This is a genomic window from Rhizobium sp. CB3090, assembly GCF_029714285.1.
Classification (GTDB): Bacteria; Pseudomonadota; Alphaproteobacteria; order Rhizobiales; family Rhizobiaceae; genus Rhizobium.
The window spans coordinates 599534-617842 of sequence record NZ_CP121663.1 but is presented as its reverse complement, the minus strand read 5'-3'; the positions used below and the strand labels follow the sequence as shown (position 1 = coordinate 617842).

The following is an 18309-nucleotide window of genomic DNA, read 5'->3' as shown; positions in this document are numbered from 1 at the left end:
CATGCTGTTTTCTGAGCGGAATTATGCCTATAATCATCGGGCCGACCAGAGAACTATTATGCTTTCAAGGGTAATTTTGTGCTGCAAGATTTGATCACGAACGGCCAGACCATGCGGACTGTCTCGTTGCCACGCGGACGCCATCGGCTGCATGCCATGCCGACAAGCGCCGGCTACGAAATAAGGGACAACGAGCCTTATGATTGGGACGGCCGCAGACGCGGCCAGACGCCGTTCACTGTGCTGCAGCATACGATCGGCGGCAGCGGCCGGCTACGCTATGAAAACCGCAACTACCGTCTCGGCGCCGGTGATACGCTGATGGTGCTGGTGCCGCACAATCATCGCTACTGGTTGGAAAAAGGCGAGCGCTGGGAGTATTTCTGGATATCGATGAATGGTGAGGAAGCCCTGCGTATCCATCGCCTCATTCTGGATGCCGCAGGACCACTCTTGAAACTGCAGCAATCGACAATCGATCATCTTGCCGATTGCAGCCTGCGGCTTGTCAGGGGCGCCACCACGCCTGCCTCCGCCTCGGCGGTGGCCTACGAGGCCGCAATGGCGCTTTATGACGATGTCTTCGGTTCGCATGGCGTCGCCACTGACCGATCCGCCATGCAGACGGTGATCGACTATATCGACGCCAATCTGGAGAAGCCCTTGCCGGTCAGCGAACTTGCCAGGGTCAGCGGCCTCAGCCGCGCTCATTTCTCCCGTGTCTTCGCCGACAGCGAAGGTCTGCCGCCGGCGGAATTCGTCCTGCAGCAGCGCATGCAACGCGCCGCCAAGCTCTTGACCAAGGCGGCCTTCATTCCGGTCAAGGAAGTGGCGATCATGTCTGGATTCGACGATGCCAACTATTTCTCGAAGGCTTTCCGACGCACCTACGGAATCAATCCTACAGAATTCCGCACCACCGGCATGTATGCGGCAGTGCGGAGCCCCGGTGAGGAAACCAAGAACATGCGAGCCAGATAGATCCGGCTATGCGGAATGCGGATGCAGGTCGTCGTTACCGGGCGTTTCCAGCCGCGCCAGCTTTCCTTCTTCGGCCTTGTAGAAATATTGGCTCGCGACCAACCAGCCCTTCAACGGACGCAGCGGCGGGATGCAGGTGAGCAGCATGAACGGCAGCGTCGTAAAGGCATGCACCCAATACGGAGCCTGGAACGCGACTTCGAGCCAGACCGCAAGAGCGACGCTCGGAATGCAGGCGAAGCAGATGACGAAGAAGGCCGGGCCGTCGGCCGGATCGGCAAAGGAATAATCGAGGCCGCAGACTTCGCAGGACGGCTGGAGCGTCAGGAAGCCCTTGAACAGATGACCTTGCCCACAGCGCGGGCAGTGGCTCCGCAAACCGGTCTGGAGCGGGGGAAGCGGCGGCCATGCGTCTTCGGATGACATTGTTTTGTCCCTTCCAAGAATCGGGCATTCGCTTGGAAGCGTATTGCCCGCAAACCTCGCAGGCGAAGCGCCTCATGCGGATCGTCTCGAAGCGGGGCGGCACTGTCAGCGACTCTCAGGTCGCTGACATCCGTTGAAAGATGTATGGCACAACAAGGCATACACAGTCAATTATTGTATGCATATTGTTTGAAGAACCTATATAGGCGCGGCAATTTGTCCGATCAGATGACGATCGCCGAAGCGGCCGGCGTCTCTGAGAGCAGATCAGCGACAATGCCGAGGCTCTGGCGCAGATGTTCGCGATCTTCCGCGACACCGAGCCCAAGGCGGACCGCTTCCGGCGCCGGACCAAGGGCAAAGGCATCGCTCGCGACAACGCCAATGCCTGCAGAGCGCAGCCGCGCCGTGAATTCGCCGCGCGACCATACGGGCGGCAGCCGCAACCAGGCATGAAAACCCTCGGGATCCGCCAAGAGATCGGCGGCAGGCAACAACTCCGCCGCAATCGCTTGGCGCGCCTTGGTTTCCCGTCGGATGGCGGCCAGCACAGCCTCTGCCGTACCATCTTCGATCCAGCGGCTGGCAATCGCGGCTGACAGCGGCGAGGCCATGGCGGAGGTCGCTCGGATGATACCAGCAAGCCTGGTCGCCGCGCGCAAATTCGGCACTGCGAGATAGGCGATGCGCAGCGCGGGTGAAAGGCATTTGGCAAGACCGGCGATATGATAAACCCGCTCCGGCGCAAGCGCCGCCAGTGGCGCGACCGGCTGCATCGGCAGCGCGCCATAGGCATCGTCCTCGATGACATCGACATCGTAACGGGCGGCGATCTCCAGGATGGCTTTGCGCCGCGACAACGGCAAGGTGATCGTCGTTGGATTGTTGATGGTTGGATTGCAATAGAGCGCCTTGGGCCGCCTGCTAACGCAGATTTGCTCAAAAGCCTCAGGAATCAAGCCATTATCGTCGATTTCTACACCTGCTATAGTCAGCCGCGAGTGCGCTGCGACAGAGAGAAAGCCCGGATACGTCAATGTCTCGGCGCAGACTGTGTCGCCCGGAGCCGTCAGCATGCGGGTAATCGCCAGTAGCGCGCCTTGAGCGCCGGGGCAGACGAGGATGCGTTCCGGCCGGATACCAGGCAGCCGGCTTGCGAGCCATTCCGCTCCGGCCTCGCGGTCGCGGGCAGCGCCGCCCGGTTGTTGGTAGCGCAGCAAGAGGTCCAGCCCATCGCTGATTTCCAGCCCGCCGATCCCCTGCCACATCCGCGCTGTCAGGGCCTCGTCGTCGAAGCGCGGCGGCAGATTCATGCTCATATCGACCAGTCCGCCGGGAACAGGTTTTTGTCGCTGGGGCGGCGCTGTCCGGCCCTGGCTGACATAGGTGCCCTGTCCGATCCGACCCTCCACCAGACCTCGTTTGCGCGCTTCGGCATAGGCGCGGGTGACAGTGGTGAAATCGATGCCGAGCGTCTCTGCCAGCGCCCGTTGCGGCGGCAGGCGCGCGCCGGTCGCCAGACGGCCAGCACGGATGTCGGCCTGCAAGGCATCGGCGATCGCCAGATAGACCGGCCCCATCGCCCTGCTGATGGAGGGGGTCCAGAAGGACGTTGCCTGATCGTCGCTCATGTTGGTACCTCCAGAGGAATGTATGTATATTGTATGTTTTTTAGATCGCGGGCAAGAGGGCGGCCATCAGGAAATGCCGATCCGATAGCCGATTTCGTTGCACCATCGCGAGAGGCCTGTATAGATATCGCCCGGCTGCGACCATGCTTCGCATCGCAACCGCGCCTTTTTCCAAGCAATACGCGTTCGTCGAGGCTGCGACGAGCTCCATCAATAGGAATGAACATGCGTTCTGTTGTCGCTTTCAACGAATCCTGGACCTTTCAGGAAGGATTCTCGCTTGCCGAAGTTGGCCGCCGTCAGGAGGGACAGCCGGTCACCCTGCCGCACACTGCGGTCGAGCTGCCGTTCAATTATTTCGACGAGAAATCCTATCAACGCGCCTTCACTTACCAGAAGATCCTGACCTGGAGCGCGGATTTCGTCGGACGTGAAGTGTCGCTAGTGTTCGACGCCGCCATGGCCGATGCGGTGGTCTATCTCAACGGCGAGGAAATCGTCGCCCACAAGGACGGCTATACGCCCTTCGAGGCACGTCTGACCGGCCGCCTCAAGCAGAGCGACAATCTGATCACAGTCAAGATCGACGGCAGCGAAAATCCGGAAATCCCGCCCTTCGGCGGCCGTATCGACTATCTCACCTATGCAGGCATCTACCGCGATGTCTGGCTGAAGGTCGCAGCACCCGTCTCGATCGCCAACGTCAAGGTCGAGACCGGCAATGTACTTGCCGCCGCAAAATCAGCCACCGTTCGCTGCGATATCGCCAATCCGCAAGGCCTCGCCTTCAACGGCACCGTGACGGCCAGCCTTCGCGCGCCCGATGGCACCGTGCTGGCCTCGACCGTCGCCGAGACCTCCGGCAGCAGCCTCACCTTCGACTTCGACAATCTGGCCGGTATCTCGCTGTGGGAACTCGACAACCCAGCGCTCTACACCGTCGATGCCGAACTCAAGACCGACCATGGGTCGGACCGGTACACGGCAAATTTCGGCTTCCGTACCGCCGAATTCACCGCCGAAGGCTTTCTGCTGAACGGCCGCAAGCTGAAGCTGCGCGGTCTCAACCGTCACCAGGCCTTCCCCTATGCCGGCTATGCGATGGGCCGCTCCGCGCAGGAGCGTGACGCCGAGATCATGAAGCATACGCTGAAGTGCAATGTCGTGCGCACATCGCATTACCCGCAATCGACCTGGTTCCTGGATCATTGCGACCGAATCGGTCTCCTGGTCTTCGAGGAAATCCCCGGCTGGCAGCATATCGGCGGCGAAACCTGGAAACAGGAATCGATCCGCAATGTCCGTCGCATGATCGAACGCGACTGGAACCATCCCTCGATCATCATCTGGGGCGTGCGCATCAACGAATCGCAGGATTCCCACGATTTCTACGTCGAGACCAACAGGCTTGCGCGCGAACTCGATCCGACCCGTCAGACCGGCGGCGTGCGCTACATTACCGAGAGCGAACTGCTCGAAGACGTTTATACGATGAACGACTTCATTCTCGGCAACGAGGAACTGCCGGGCGTCAACCGTCCGCGCACGCCTCTCCGGCCGCAGCAGGAGAATACCGGCCTCTCGCAGAATGTGCCCTATCTGATCACCGAGTTCGGCGGCCACATGTATCCGACGAAGATCTACGATCAAGAACAGCGCCAGGCCGAACATGTGCGCCGGCATCTGGAAGTGCTGAACGCGGCCTATGGCGATCCGTCAATTTCCGGCTGCATCGGCTGGTGCATGTTCGACTACAACACCCACAGCGATTTCGGCTCCGGCGACCGCATCTGCTATCACGGCGTCATGGACATGTTCCGCGAGCCGAAATTCGCGGCCTATGGCTACATCAGCCAGTGCGATCCTTCCGACGAGATCGTGATGAAGCCGGTGACCCAATGGGCGCGGGGCGAGCGCAACATCGGCGGCGTGCTGCCGCTGATCGTGCTCACCAATTGCGATGAAATCGAGCTGCGCTACGGCTCCATCGTCAAACGTATCGGCCCTGATCGCGAGAATTTCCCGCATTTGCCGCATCCGCCCGTCGTCTTCGACCATCGCCATTTCACGAAGGACGAACTGGGTGTCTGGGGCATGGAATGGGAGGACGCGCATTTCACCGGGCTCATTGGCGGCAAGGCAGTCGCAACGCTGCATATGGTCGCCGATCCCGTGCCAACGACGCTCGAGGTGAAGGCCGACAGCCTGAAGCTTCGTGCCGGTGATTGCGACACGACACGCGTCATTATCCGAGCGCTCGATCAGGCGGGCTCCCGCCTGCCCTTCCTCAACGATATTGCAACGGTTGAGGTGACGGGCCCCGCCAAGGTCATCGGCCCGAAGACGATGGCCTTCCAGGGAGGCACCACCGGCTTCTGGCTGCAGGCGACCGGCGAAGCGGGGGCAATCACCGTCGACATCTCGTCCTCGCGCTTTGCGACGCAAACGATAAAGCTGACGGCGGAGTGATGGGCTGAAGGAGCGGTTTAGGCGATGACGGGATAGCCCAACGCGATCGCCTGCCGCTCCAGCTCGGCCAACGGCTTATAATCGGCGTCACCAAGCACCTCAAAGCGCCGCAGCGACAAGGTATTGCGGACATCCGCAAGCATGGGTTCGCTTGCGACGTCGGCGAGAATTTGGCGCAGCAACAGCAATTCTTCCGGCGATGTTTCCGAACCGGTGATGAACGGCAGGCCCGGCCCGCTGACCGTTTCCGCTAGAATACGGACGCCTCCGATACGGCCGGGATCGAAGCGTTTGGCGTTGCCGAAAGTGATGCAGTCGATGGCGGCGACATCGGCTCTGCCCGCGGTCACGGCATCGATGCTGCGCAGATGTCCGCCGGTTTCGACGACATGGCCGAAGAAGTGGCCGTTTTCAGCGAGCGGCGCAATAGCGGCACGGAAGAGATTGGCGCCGGAATTGCTGCCGGGATCGTTGATGGCAGCGGTCAGCCCGCGAAGATCGGCAAGCGTCCCTGCCGGCGAATCTCTGCGGACAATGATGAAGCTGCGCATCGACGGGCCGTCGCAGCCCGGCAGCTCATAGACTGGTGTCGCGACGAGCTGCACCTTGCCACGCAGGTGTTTCACGTAGGGAAAGCCGCAGGTTTGCGCCAGCAGAAGCCCAGGCTGCACCCAGGCCTCGTCATGCGTGATGCCCTTCTCCAAAGTCTCGGGGACATCCGCAATAGCAGCTCTTCGCAGCCGGTCGCGGATATAAGCCCATAGAGCATCCGTTGCGGCAACGAGCGGCGCTTGGCCGGTGTACATGGCAATGTTGCTGAGGCGCATAAGGGAAAAATCTCTGGAGATCGGCGGGTCTTGCCGATCCCATTACACCGCTCCGGATGCTGGTGCACCCAGGAAAGTGCAGATGTCATCTGAGATCCGCGCGTGTCGCGTCTAAACAAGTTTCAATGCTGGCGCACCACCGCCCTGCCAAGTGCGATGGCTCGTCGTTGCGCGAAATGTCTCTCTTCATCGGCATCGTTGATATCGGGTCTGACATCTTCGAGTGCTTGGAGAACTTTCGCGCGGAGCCATGCATCCTGGGCATCGCTATTGCCGACGAGTTCGAATGGTAGGGTGCCCTCATTCGCCGTGCGGGTCAACAGGATGCGGACGGCGTCCGACACCGTTAAACCCATACCTTCGAGAACGGCCGTAGCACGTTCCATGATTTCGGCGTCGATTCGCATCTGGACCAATGCATTCCGTGCCATTTCAGCCTCCCTTGGCTGCGGGACAATATAATGCCTTCGAGCGACATCTCCCAGTGGCCGAACATGCATTCAAAAGGTCGGTGCATGCACCGTCACTGGTTCGGTAGTGGCAACCCGTTGCTGCGTTTCCACCGTCGGCGCGGGGAATTGCCCCTCGAACAGGCGTTGGATGGCGGCAGTGCTCCGGTCGTTGCGCGGCAAGACCGGTTTGTGTGCCAGCAATTCCTCATCGATGATCGCCTGCATGCCCGACGTGAAATTGCATAGGCTGAATTGAGCCGCATGAGCGCGCAGCACATCAGGGCGGAACATATTCTCATGGTCTTCGAAATCATGCACCGCGTCGATCAGCGCCTTTTCGGATTGCTCTTCGAACAATATGCCGCTGACGCCTGGAACGACCGTTTCCAGCGCGCCGCCGCTGCCGAAGGCGATAACCGGCCGGCCGCTGGCCATGGCCTCGACCGGAACGATGCCGAAATCCTCTTCGCCGGGGAAAATCAGTGCGCGACAGCGAGCGAGCTTCTCCTTCAGCACCGAGAACGGCGCACGGCCGAGGAAGGTGATGGTCGGTCCGGCCAAACGTTTGAGTCTCTCCATTTCCTTGCCCTCGCCGATGATGACCAGATTGCGGTTCATCTTGGTAAACGCCCGGACAGCGAGGTCGATCCGCTTGTAGGGAATAAGCTGGCCAGCGCAGAGATAGAAATCCTCGGTTGCCGCCGCCGGGGTGAAATCGTCCACGGAGACCGGCGGATAGAGCACCGTCGCCGGACGACGGTAATATTTGCCGATGCGGGCGCTGACGTGATGGGAATTGGCGATGAAGCGATCGACGCGCAGGCTGGTGTTGACGTCCCAGGACCGCAGCAGCGGCGCAAGTACCGGCAACATCAGCCGCGAAGGGAGGCCGGCGTTGGAGCGATAGAAATGATAGTGGTCCCAGAGGTAGCGCATCGGCGAGTGGCAGTAGCACACATGTGTCGCTTGCGGCGGCGGGATAATACCCTTTGCCGGGCCTGATTCGCTGGAGATGATCAGGTCGTAGCCGCTGAGATCGAAACTCTCCAGCGCGAAGGGCATCAGCGGCAGCAGCGACTGGTAGCCTTTGGTGGCGCCGGGGATACGCTGCAGGAACGATGTCGTGACCTTGTGTCTCTTGATCTTTTCGGAAACGCGGCTCTCATCGTAGACGAGCGTGAAGATATCGGCATCGGGATACATGTCGCAGAGCGCTTCGACCACTTTCTCGCCGCCCCGCATCGACACCAGCCAATAGTGAACGATCGCTACCCGCATCCTTCTTCCTCCGCCGTTGGTCGAGACATCATTGTGCGGGCGGCGGGCAATGCGACAGAACCCACATCGGTCCTCAATCGCATCCAAATGGCTGAACGTCATGACCAAAAGGTCTAGGCGGCCAAAAACAGTTTAAACTCAATGATATATTCGCTGCTACCCTAACGCTTGGCCCCACCCGTTGCTTCCTCAGAAGGGATTAGCCGTAACCCTACGGCAGGGGATTTACTCGAAAAGCGTTCAAGGGATGATCTCAGTCCATAGCGCTGCGGCAGGTTGCCGGCGGCGCGACCGACACGAAAACGAGATCGCGCCTCATGTTGACAGTTTCTGCTCTTCACGCACAAGCCCGCCGGAAAGCGCCGGGCACCATCCTCGGCCTGTTCCTCGCTTTGGCACTTTCGGGAACCGCCTTTATCGACAACGCGAATGCCGCATCGGACGATGTCTATCACATCAGGCCCCAGACGCGGATGAAGGTTGCGATCGTCGAATGGGTCGCCTCGACCGGCGAGTACAAGGAGTGGACGGCGCTGAACGGCGAATATGTCGTTTCTCAATCCGGCACGATCTCCATTCCGATGATCGGTGAGATGCCTGTCGTCGACAAGACCACCGCTGATGTCTCCGCCGAAATCGGTGACCGGCTGAAGCAGATCACCGGTCTTGCCACCGCCCCCACGGCGTCCGTCGAAGTGGTGAAATACCCGATGATCTATGTCACGGGCTCGGTGGAGAAGCCGAGCGAGCAAGAATTCCGACCGGGGCTTACGGTCAAGCAGGCTGTCGCCATGGCCGGCGGCCGCGAACGCCGCTCCAATCCGACCGGCGAATATAACGACGCGCAACAGATCAGCTATGCTGGCGAAATCAACCGGATGGAGCTGCAATTGAAGCAGCTCGGCGCCCGGCGCGCTCGGTTGATGGCTGAGCTGAATGACCAGACCACCATCGATTTCCCGCCGGAAATCAAGGCGGCGCCAGAAGGTTCGGCCATCAGGCAAATCATGACCAGCGAAGTCGAAGTATTCAATGCCAGGGCCGAAGCGATGCGCCAACAGCTTCAGGCCGCCGCCGAGCTCGAAACCTTGCTGCGCAACGAGATCGACATTCTCGACGAGAAAATGGCATCCCAGGACGAGCAGGTGAAGATCGCCCAGGGCGAATTGGAAGACATCTCCAAGTTGGTCGATACCAAGATCCTCACCACATCGCGCAAGACCTCCCTCGAGCGTATCGTCGCCGACATGCAGAGCGGCAAGCTCGATCTCGTCGTCGCTTCGATGCAGGCCAAGCAAAAGCTGAGCGAGACCGAACGCGATGCGCTGAACCTCAAGGGGCAGCGCAAGACCGAGGTCGGACAGCAATTGCAGGCGACCGAAACCGAAATCGAAGACACCAAACTGAAGCGCACCACGACGCTACAACTGCTGCAGATCGCCGGCGCTTCGCTGTCTCGGCTGCAGAGCATGAAAGCGATCGATCTCCAGCCGCTCGAATATTGGATCACGCGCGGCGGCGACGCAGGTTCCACCACCGAAGTGCAGGAAACGACGGAGCTGCAGCCGGGCGATGTGCTGGACGTTCGCTACAACGTCTCCAGCAGCCTGGACGGCGCGATGCTGTCGTCGGCCGATCCCACACAATCCCAGTAACAATCATCGAAGCAAGGTCGGGCGGATATATCATGGCAGTTCACGAGATTGGTAAAAGCGTACCCGGTGTTCAATCCGAGGCCAAGCGATCAAATGGAAGCGAATACATCTCCTTCCGCGATATTTGGCGGTTCCTGCAGCGGCATGTGTTGATCTTCATAGCCTTCACGGCGATGGGGCTCGGCATCGGCTCATACTACGTGATGACTACCGAGCCGATCTATCAGGCTACGACCCGCTTGGTGATGGATCCGGAACAGGGGCGCATCGCATCGCAGGATGCCTTCAGCGGCACGGTCATTATCGAGGCCGCCGAGATCGCCAGTCAGGTCGAGATCGTCAAATCGGAAGCGATCGCCAGAGCTGTGATCGAGAAGCTCAATCTCAGCGAGGATCCGGAAATCGTCGGGGGAATGTCATGGCAGGGAGCTCTGCGCGACTCACTGCATAGAATCAGCGCCTATTTCACCCGCTCGCATGACGCAGAAGACGCAAAACCCGTCCCGACCGAAGACGATCTGATGCGTCGCACCATGGCGTCTTTCCTCTCCAGGGTCTCGGTCAACCGGGTCGGCCAATCCTATATTCTGGAAATCGGCTATAGCTCCACTGATCCGCGCAAAGCGGCACTGGCCGCCAACGCGATCGCCGCCGCTTATATTCGTACCGGCCTCACCGAGCGCGCCTCGGCCGCACAGAGCGGTGCGAAGTGGCTGGAAACCCGCCTGATCGAAGTCGGACGACAGGCACGCGAAGCCGCAATGAGCGTCGAAGAATTTCGCGCCAAAAACGGCATCATGGAGATCAGCAGTTCCTCCTCGCTCGACCAGCAGCAATTGTCCGAGATCAGTAGCCAGGCGCTGGCTGCCCGGGCACAGACGGCAGCAGAATCCGCCAAGCTTGCGACCCTCAACCGGTTGATGGCCGGAGAGAAGGTCGAGGGTGATGTCGACGAAACGATCAACAATCCGCGCATACAGAAGCTGCAGGAAGATCTCGGCACGGCAACGACCAAGCTCAACAACCTGACCAGCCGGTACGATGCCGGCAATCCGGCAATCGCGGCCGCTCAGGATGAGATCGATCGGCTGAAGGGCGAGATGCAGAAGGAGTTTGGCCGCATCCAGGCCGTCTACCGCTCCAATCTGGAAGTCGCGCAAACCCGGGAGAAATTGCTCAACGATGAGCTGGCGTCGCTGACGGAAACCGGTACAGACAAGAATCTGGCGCGTGTCGAACTCTCCGAGATGGAGAGCCGGGCGACGACCTATCGCCGCATGTATGAAAGCATCCTGCAGCAACTGATCGGCGCACTGCAGAAGGAATCCTTCCCGCTCGGCAATGCCCGCATCGTCACGGCTGCCGCCGTGCCGCTGACGAAGACCTGGCCGAAAACCTCGATCGTCATTCCCTTCTCCGCCATGCTGGGCCTCGCCTTGGGAGTTGGGATGGCGCTGTTGCGCGATGGCATGGATCGGCGCGTCAGTTCCAGTGAAAAGCTGCGTCGCGAACTCGGCATCACCTCGCTCGGCCATGTGCCCGTCTATGCCGGCCCGTCCTACGTGCCCGGTCATATCGTAGGCGGCGGCGCGACATGGCGACGAACTATGTCGCCGCTCAGATCCGTTCTAGACACGCCCTATTCGCAATTTTCCGAAGCTCTGCGCGGGGTAAAGCATTCGGTCGACTCCGCCTTCCAGCCGAATGCTCCGATGGTGATCGGCATCACTTCGGTCGGCACGGGCGAAGGCAAGACGACGATCGCGACCAACCTCGCCCAGCTCTATCAAAATGAGGGCGCGTCCGTGGTGCTGGTCGACGCCGATTTCCTTAATGCTCGCCTCAGCGGCGTGGCAGTGGAATCTGGCGCGGATTTCGGCATGGAGCTGCTGCGCATGAACGAGGTGCCGCGGCGTTATTCCGTTGCGCATGAAAACGGCCTGTCCATCGCGACGATCGACCATGATCCGGAGGCCGATAGATTGTCATCGCAGTCCTATGGCAACGGCATTCCGGTCGTCACCGTCGATGAAACGGAAAAATCCGTAGCCGCATTCCAGCGCTATGGCCATCTGCCGGCGCTGAAGGCGGAAATCGATCTGCTGCGCCGGCGCTACAAGGTGGTCATTGTCGACATGTCGGCCTTTGAAGATTCTGCCGATACACGCGTCATCTGCAGCTATCTCGAAGGCATCGTCGTCGTGGTCGGCCATACCAATAAAATGACGGTGGAGCGGCTGTCCGATGCGCTGGCAAGCTTCGGCACGACGCCGATCAACATCCTTGGCATCATCGCCAATCGCAGCAGTGAAAAGCGCCGGCATGGCGAGCGCCGTCACTGGTGGCGCAAGCCGCAGCTTCGCGAAACCCGCTTTTCCGCCAAGCGGCTCGAAGGCCGCCCGCCGGGCCGGCCGCTCAAGCTGGCCGTCGGGATCGCCAGTGCCGGCCGGCGGGATATCCTGTCCTCGATCCTTCCGCACATTGCTCGCCAGACGCGCAAGCCGGACGAGGTGGTCGTCTGCCTCGCCTCGCCGGAGGACATCGATCCAAGCTGCCTGCGCGATCTCGATTTTCCGGTGCGCGTACTGATTTCCGAACGCGGACTTTGCCGCCAGCGCAATCGGATCCTCGACAACATCCCGGATGCGGACGTCGTCCTCTTCCTTGACGATGACTTCCTCATGACGCCGAATTACATCGAGGAGACGGAACGGCTGTTCCAGTTCCATCCGGATATCGTCATGTGCACCGGTACGGTGCTCGCCGACGGGATCAGCGGCCCTGGCATCTCCGTCCGCGACGGGCTGCGGCTGGTCGAATCGAAGGGCCGCCGCCGGTCGGATCCGACGGCGCAGTTCCAGCCGGTCTACAACGCCTATGGCTGCAACATGGCGATCCGCACCACGATCATCAAAGCCGGCAATCTGCGCTTCGACGAGAACCTGCCCTTCTACGGCTGGCTCGAGGATGTCGATTTCAGCCGCATCGTCGCCCGCTACGGCCAAGTGGTCAGCGCCAAGCAGTTGGAAGGCGTGCACCTCGGCACGAAGGTCGGCCGCTCGGCCGGTGTCCGGCTCGGCTATTCACAGATCGCCAATCCGGTCTACCTGATGCGCAAACGGACCATGAGCGTCCGTCATGCGTCGACCCAGATCAGCCGCAACCTGCTCGCCAACTTGGTCAAGTCCTGGCGGCCCGAGCCGTGGGTCGACCGCAAGGGGCGGCTGAAGGGCAATGCGATGGCCTGTCTCGATCTGTTGAAGGGCAGGCTCGCTCCGCAAAACGTCGAAGCGCTGGAGTAATCTCGTGAGTTCACCTCGTCCCGATCGGGTCGTCATCATCAACGATCGCTCCGTCAAAGTTGGCGGAGCGTCGAACCTGGCGATCCTGTCTGCCGATCTGTTGCAACGCGCTGGAATTCCAGTCACCTATTTCGCCGGCGATGCCGCCGGCGACGATCCGCCAGCATTCGACACCATCAATCTCGATGGCCTGCCCCTGACGCAACAGGGCCGTATCAGCGCTCTTGCCGGCGGGCTCTACAGCAAGAGCGCCTATGCCGCCCTGCAGGATCTCATCGCCCGAAAGGACACGGCAGCCACGATCTACCATGTACACGGTTGGTCGAAGATCTTGTCGCCATCGATCTTTCGAGCCCTGTGGCCGGTGCGCGAGCGTGTCGTGCTGCACGCGCATGACTATTTCCTGTCCTGTCCGAACGGCGGCTTTGCGAATTATCGAAAAAACGATGTGTGCCGCCTCACGCCGATGTCGATGCAATGTCTTACGACTCAGTGCGACAAACGCGGCTATCATGAGAAGGTCTGGCGATCAGCGCGGCATATGCTGCGCGAACATTTTTACCCCACCCGCCAAACACCGGCCAATATCGTCATCGTGCATCAGCGCATGCGCGACTATTTCGATCGCAGCGGTATAGAGACAGACAATATCGAGATCATCCGCAATCCGGTCGAGCCCTTTCTGAAGCAGCCGATGAGTCCCTGGAATAAGCACGATTTCTTCTTTGTTGGTCGGCTTGAACCGGAAAAGGGATTCGAAGACGCCGCCATGGCGGCGCGGCTTGCCGGCATAAGCCTCCACATCGTCGGCGACGGCGCAGGCCGCGCGCTGTTGGAGCGCGACTATCCCGAGGTGGTCATCCATGGCTGGAAATCCAAGGAGGAGATGCGCGCCATCATCGGCAACGCCCGCGCGCTCGTCGTTTCCTCGCGCGTTCCGGAACCTTTCGGGCTCGCGGCGCTGGAAGCGGTGACCAGCGGCATTCCGGTTATCCTCCCCGACGCGGCGCTTCTCGGCGACGAGATTGCCGAGCTTGGCTGCGGGCTGACTTTTCAAAGCGGCAAGGTGGAAGCGCTTGCCGGCGCGATGCGCCGGCTTGCGGGCGACAACATGCTGATCCGCCTGATGAGCGTCAACTGCATGCGCCGTTCCAGTGGCCTCGCCCATACGCCGGCTTCCTGGCGGGATGCGCTGATTACTCTCTACAACCGCATTATCGAGCGCACAGCAGCTTCCACAGCCGTCGCAGATGACTATCCGGAAGCTGCCGAACAGTCACCAATCGGGTAGTCGAGTAGACGAATTACCCGCTGATCTAGCCGTGCCTTCCCGGCTTTACGTCAATGGGACTAGGGCAATACCCGCAGGGTCAATTGTCAAGTTTAAGGGCAACTGGCAGCTTTGTGGAATGGTTCGGAATGTCGAGAGGTTCCAAGAGATGCTGTCGGCTTTTGATGGCTTTGCTCATGACGAGCAATCGCTCCATGATTTGAAACAGACAGCGAGACGCAGCCGCGCCAAGCGTGCCGTCGATATATTGCTTTCGGCCGCGGGGCTGTTGTTTCTTGCCCCCGCACTTCTTGTCATCGCCGTCGCTCTGCTGCTGGTCGACGGCCGCCCCATCATCTACCGCCACACCCGTATCGGCCGCGAGGGCCGCACATTCCAGTGCTTGAAATTCCGCTCCATGCGCAAGGATGCCGATAGGCGCCTGGCCGAACTGCTGGAGCGCGAGCCGGAGCGGAAGCGGGAATGGCTGGCCACTCAGAAACTGATGAACGATCCGCGCGTGCACTGGCTTGGCAAATATCTGCGCATGAGCAGCGCCGATGAACTGCCGCAGCTTCTGAACGTGCTACGGGGCGAGATGAGCCTGGTCGGGCCGCGCCCGGTGGTGGCCGCAGAACTCGAGCGTTACGGATCCCAGCTCTACTGCTATCTGGCGCTGCAGCCCGGCATCACCGGCCTATGGCAGGTCAACCGCTGCGCCGACACCTCCTATGAGGAACGGGTACAGTTCGATGTCGATTACTACCACACATGCTCGTTCTGGACGGACGCCAACATTCTCTGGAAGACCGTCGGCGTCGTGCTGCTTGCCCGCAATGAAAAGGAACGACTCACCAAATGAAGAAGATGGCGACCGCAGCCCAGACAGCGAGACAAAACAATATCAGCAACCAGCGAAGCACGAATTTCCGGCGCAGAAAGCGCCGCCGCCCGGCTGTAGTGCGATCGGGATCGACGTCCTTCATAACCTGTTCTGCATGTTGTCTCATGACAGTTTACGAAAAACCCTCTGTTGGGCGAATACCAACCAAAAACATCCTTACAGGCCCAGGCCGCAACTTACGTAACGTCAGGCCGTTCAGCGCCAATTTGCTTGGTTTTTGGAGTGTTCCCCTTGGCGCAAGATTGTGTTCCGAATGGGAACAATACATGAGTCCTCTTAAGAAAATCTGGTTTTTCTTAAAGAATCCCACTCAATATTGTGGGGTTGCAACGGATTGGCTGTGGAAAAACGAGGGGATCCCGCCGTCCTTTCTTCCGATTGAGGCGGTGTGCTGATGGACGGATTGCCCCACCCCCCGTCACCTACGGGTCGATTCGGCTTGCCGCGATGGCTCCGCCTGCGCTTGCCGTCCGTTATCGGCGACGGTGCTTCGACCTTGGGTTCGAAAATCGTCTCCCAGGTCGTGCAGCTCGTCGTTTTCCTCGTCGCTGCGCGCGCGCTGGAATCGGCGGAATTCGGCCTCTACGCCTATAGTTCCGCTATCGTGATCCTGCTCGTCGTCGTTGCAGAGGGCGGATGGGGCGAGTTCATCATGAAAACGGAGTGCACTGAGGACGAACTCGACCAGGTCGGCACGATCTCGATCATCTCCGGGATCCTGATAACGATCGTCGGCTTCTCGATTGCCGCGGTCGTCTGGTTTGTCTTTCATCAGCCCTGGGAAGGCATGCTGCTTTGCCTCTTCAGTTGCTGGTTCCTGCCCTCGTCGCTTTCGGTCGTCTATGACGGACTGCTGGTCGCAAGGGGGCAGTTGCGCAAACAGGCGGCTATCCGTATCGCGTCCGAACTTACCGGGCTGGGCGTAACCATGCTCGGCCTGTGGATCGGTTGGAATATCTTCTCGCTCGTGGCGGGACGGCTTGCAACGCTGCTCGTCGGCGTATTCGCCGCCGCCATCGTCGCGCGCTGGTATCCAAAACTACGCCTGACCTTGCCCTTCGCGCGTGAAATCCTCGAATTTTCTCGTCATATCCTGGCAAACCGGCTGATCATCTTCCTGCGTTCCTATTCCGGCACACTTGCGATCGGCAGCTTTCTCGGCCTCGCCGAAGCCGGTTATTATCGCGTCGCCGAGCGGATCATCGCCGCCTTCTCGGAACTCATCGGCGAGCCGGCGCGCATGCTCGCCTGGACGTTGTTCCGCCGGACGGCCATCAAGATCGATGCCAACGGCAAAACGTCCCGCGATGTCGGCGCCTCCGCGACCACCTTCATGACCCTGCTGATGGCGATCTCGGCGCCGATCTATCTCGGCCTGTCGCTGATCTCATCCGGCTTGATCGACGTGGTGCTCGGCAACAAATGGGCGCCGGCGGCGATTCTCGTCACGATCCTGTCGGCCAAGCAGGTGCTGCTGACGCCCGGCTACGTCACCGAGCCGTTGCTGTCGCTGTCCGGCAACATCAGGCATATGCCTGCAGCACTCCTGCTCAACGGCGCCATCTCGGTCGGCCTGATCGTCCTCCTCGCCCCCTTCGGCGTCGAGGCGGCGGCTTTGGGCCAATGCCTGGCGTCGCTGATTTCCTTTGCGATATCGATGCACCTGCAACGCAACTATGGGGGCCTTGCATGGAGGCGGGTAATCGGCGACTGCGCCTACGTCGCGGTCGCCATCGCCGCTATGGCAGCGACGGTCTATTCGCTCGGTTATCTCGCCGAAGCGTCTGCGCTGCGGCATCTGGTGACGCTGGCGATACAAGTCGTCTCCGGCGGAGCGACCTACGTTCTCACCCTTGCGGTCCTTCAAAAGGTGATCGGCATCCCGATCCCGATCTTTGCAGTTGGCCGGCGATAGGCGTGAGTTTTTCAACTGAGATAGGCCGTTTGGGCCAGTTGAGGAAACAATAATGGCGACTGCATCCTTGTCAGAGAACACGCGCTCATTCCTTGGCGGGACGGTTCGAAGCCTTGGCCGGTCTTTGTCACCGCTGCGCGCCGCCGGCGGACGCCTGCGCTACCTATCGCCCTTTCCGCGGCGATTTACCGGAGCCTATAGCTCCTATGAGGCTGCCTTTGCCGCCGCCAAGACCATGCCAATGGCCGGTTACGACCATGAGGAAATCGCCAATGCCGGCTTCTCCCTTATGTGCCAAGTCTTACCGTGGGACTATCCGGTGATGTTTTGGATGCGCAACCTGATGCAGGAGGTAGATGGCGTGATCGATGCCGGCGGCCATATGGGGACGAAATACAGAGCTTTCCGTCCGTTGCTCCCGATCGATGAATCCTTCCGCTGGGTCGTTTACGATCTTCCCTCCATCATCCGAGTCGGGCGGCGTCTGGCGGAGCGCGACGGGCTGACCGGCCTCAGCTTCGTCGACCGGATCGAGGACGCGGGCGGCATACCGCTTTTCCTCGGGTCCGGCCTGATGCAATATCTGGACGTGCCGCTCTCCAGACTGTTGCAGCGCCTGCCCGCTTTGCCTCGGCATCTGATCCTCAACAAGGTCGCTCTTCACAAGAGGGGCATGGTTGTGACGCTGGAACGAATAAGCGGCACCTATGTGCCCTATCAGATGCGGGATGAAGCCACTTTCCTGAGCGATGTGACGCAGCTCGGCTATAGGCAGGTCGACCGCTGGGCGATCCCATCCCTGTCTCACCTCATCGACACTCATCCGGAATTGGGACGAAGCGAAAGCGCGGGTTTCTATTTCCGCCTCGACTAACAGGGAAAGGCGAGCAGCGAGTTTTCGCGCGGTCTTTTAGTCGAGGCCGCCGTCAACGATGGCTATATCAGCATGCAACTCCATGTCGTCCGGGGCCGATCTGAGGTCGCGAATCGCCGTGATAACATTCACCCACAATTCTTTGTTTTTCTATCGGAATCGCTGCTTCGCGGACAATCGTCCAATCGGCATAGACGAGCATATCAGCTACCGATTTTGGATAGGTCGCTTCGCTGCGCGTGCGGCCTTTCTGGCCGGAAAGCCATGCTGAAAATGCGGTGAACGGGCGCTAGGCTCAAAGACGAGAGCCGCTGATTTTATCGGG

The 18309-nt window shown here is 60.2% G+C and carries 13 protein-coding genes; 8 read left to right on the top strand and 5 right to left on the bottom strand.

Annotation, left to right across the window (positions count from 1 at the left end; all coding sequences use genetic code 11):
• Window positions 1-111 precede the first annotated feature (111 nt).
• The gene (locus tag QA646_RS21540) at window positions 112-981 is read left to right on the top strand and encodes an AraC family transcriptional regulator (RefSeq protein WP_349254273.1); all 870 of its coding nucleotides are present in this window, start codon (window positions 112-114) and stop codon (window positions 979-981) included.
• A 6-nt stretch (window positions 982-987) separates the two neighbouring features.
• On the opposite strand, the gene QA646_RS21535 is transcribed toward QA646_RS21540, so the two are convergent.
• A complete protein-coding gene (locus QA646_RS21535) occupies window positions 988-1407 on the bottom strand; it encodes a DUF983 domain-containing protein (RefSeq protein ID WP_283060280.1) in 420 nt (139 codons plus the stop codon).
• Window positions 1408-1631: 224 nt separating this feature from the next.
• Window positions 1632-3038 (bottom strand): PLP-dependent aminotransferase family protein, encoded by a 1407-nt coding sequence (locus tag QA646_RS21530; RefSeq protein WP_283060279.1) that lies wholly within the window; start codon window positions 3036-3038, stop codon window positions 1632-1634.
• A gap of 225 nt (window positions 3039-3263) precedes the next feature.
• Between QA646_RS21530 and QA646_RS21525 the strand changes: the two genes are divergently transcribed.
• Window positions 3264-5507: a glycoside hydrolase family 2 TIM barrel-domain containing protein gene (locus QA646_RS21525; RefSeq protein WP_283060278.1), complete on the top strand. Its 2244-nt coding sequence runs from the start codon at window positions 3264-3266 to the stop codon at window positions 5505-5507.
• A 17-nt stretch (window positions 5508-5524) separates the two neighbouring features.
• Here the strand turns inward: QA646_RS21525 and QA646_RS21520 are convergent, their stop codons facing one another.
• From QA646_RS21520 to QA646_RS21510, 3 genes are all read right to left on the bottom strand, one after another.
• A complete protein-coding gene (locus QA646_RS21520; RefSeq protein ID WP_283060277.1) occupies window positions 5525-6334 on the bottom strand; it encodes a PhnD/SsuA/transferrin family substrate-binding protein in 810 nt (269 codons plus the stop codon).
• A 122-nt stretch (window positions 6335-6456) separates the two neighbouring features.
• Window positions 6457-6765 (bottom strand): type II toxin-antitoxin system RelB/DinJ family antitoxin, encoded by a 309-nt coding sequence (locus QA646_RS21515; RefSeq protein WP_283060276.1) that lies wholly within the window; start codon window positions 6763-6765, stop codon window positions 6457-6459.
• A 69-nt stretch (window positions 6766-6834) separates the two neighbouring features.
• The gene (locus tag QA646_RS21510; protein ID WP_283060275.1) at window positions 6835-8064 is read right to left on the bottom strand and encodes a glycosyltransferase; all 1230 of its coding nucleotides are present in this window, start codon (window positions 8062-8064) and stop codon (window positions 6835-6837) included.
• A 317-nt stretch (window positions 8065-8381) separates the two neighbouring features.
• Between QA646_RS21510 and QA646_RS21505 the strand changes: the two genes are divergently transcribed.
• From QA646_RS21505 to QA646_RS21480, 6 genes are all read left to right on the top strand, one after another.
• On the top strand, window positions 8382-9719 hold the full coding sequence (locus tag QA646_RS21505) for a polysaccharide biosynthesis/export family protein (protein ID WP_283060274.1): 1338 nt from the start codon (window positions 8382-8384) through the stop codon (window positions 9717-9719).
• A gap of 32 nt (window positions 9720-9751) precedes the next feature.
• A complete protein-coding gene (locus tag QA646_RS21500; protein WP_283060273.1) occupies window positions 9752-13021 on the top strand; it encodes a Wzz/FepE/Etk N-terminal domain-containing protein in 3270 nt (1089 codons plus the stop codon).
• A gap of 4 nt (window positions 13022-13025) precedes the next feature.
• On the top strand, window positions 13026-14312 hold the full coding sequence (locus tag QA646_RS21495; protein ID WP_283060272.1) for a glycosyltransferase family 4 protein: 1287 nt from the start codon (window positions 13026-13028) through the stop codon (window positions 14310-14312).
• Between the two features lie 148 nt (window positions 14313-14460).
• Window positions 14461-15153, top strand: coding sequence for a sugar transferase (locus QA646_RS21490; protein ID WP_283060271.1), 693 nt, complete (start codon window positions 14461-14463; stop codon window positions 15151-15153).
• A 538-nt stretch (window positions 15154-15691) separates the two neighbouring features.
• The gene (locus QA646_RS21485; RefSeq protein ID WP_283060270.1) at window positions 15692-17110 is read left to right on the top strand and encodes an oligosaccharide flippase family protein; all 1419 of its coding nucleotides are present in this window, start codon (window positions 15692-15694) and stop codon (window positions 17108-17110) included.
• 52 nt (window positions 17111-17162) lie between these two features.
• Window positions 17163-17984, top strand: a complete 822-nt coding sequence (locus QA646_RS21480; RefSeq protein ID WP_283060269.1) for a methyltransferase, TIGR04325 family — start codon at window positions 17163-17165, stop codon at window positions 17982-17984.
• Window positions 17985-18309 lie beyond the last annotated feature (325 nt).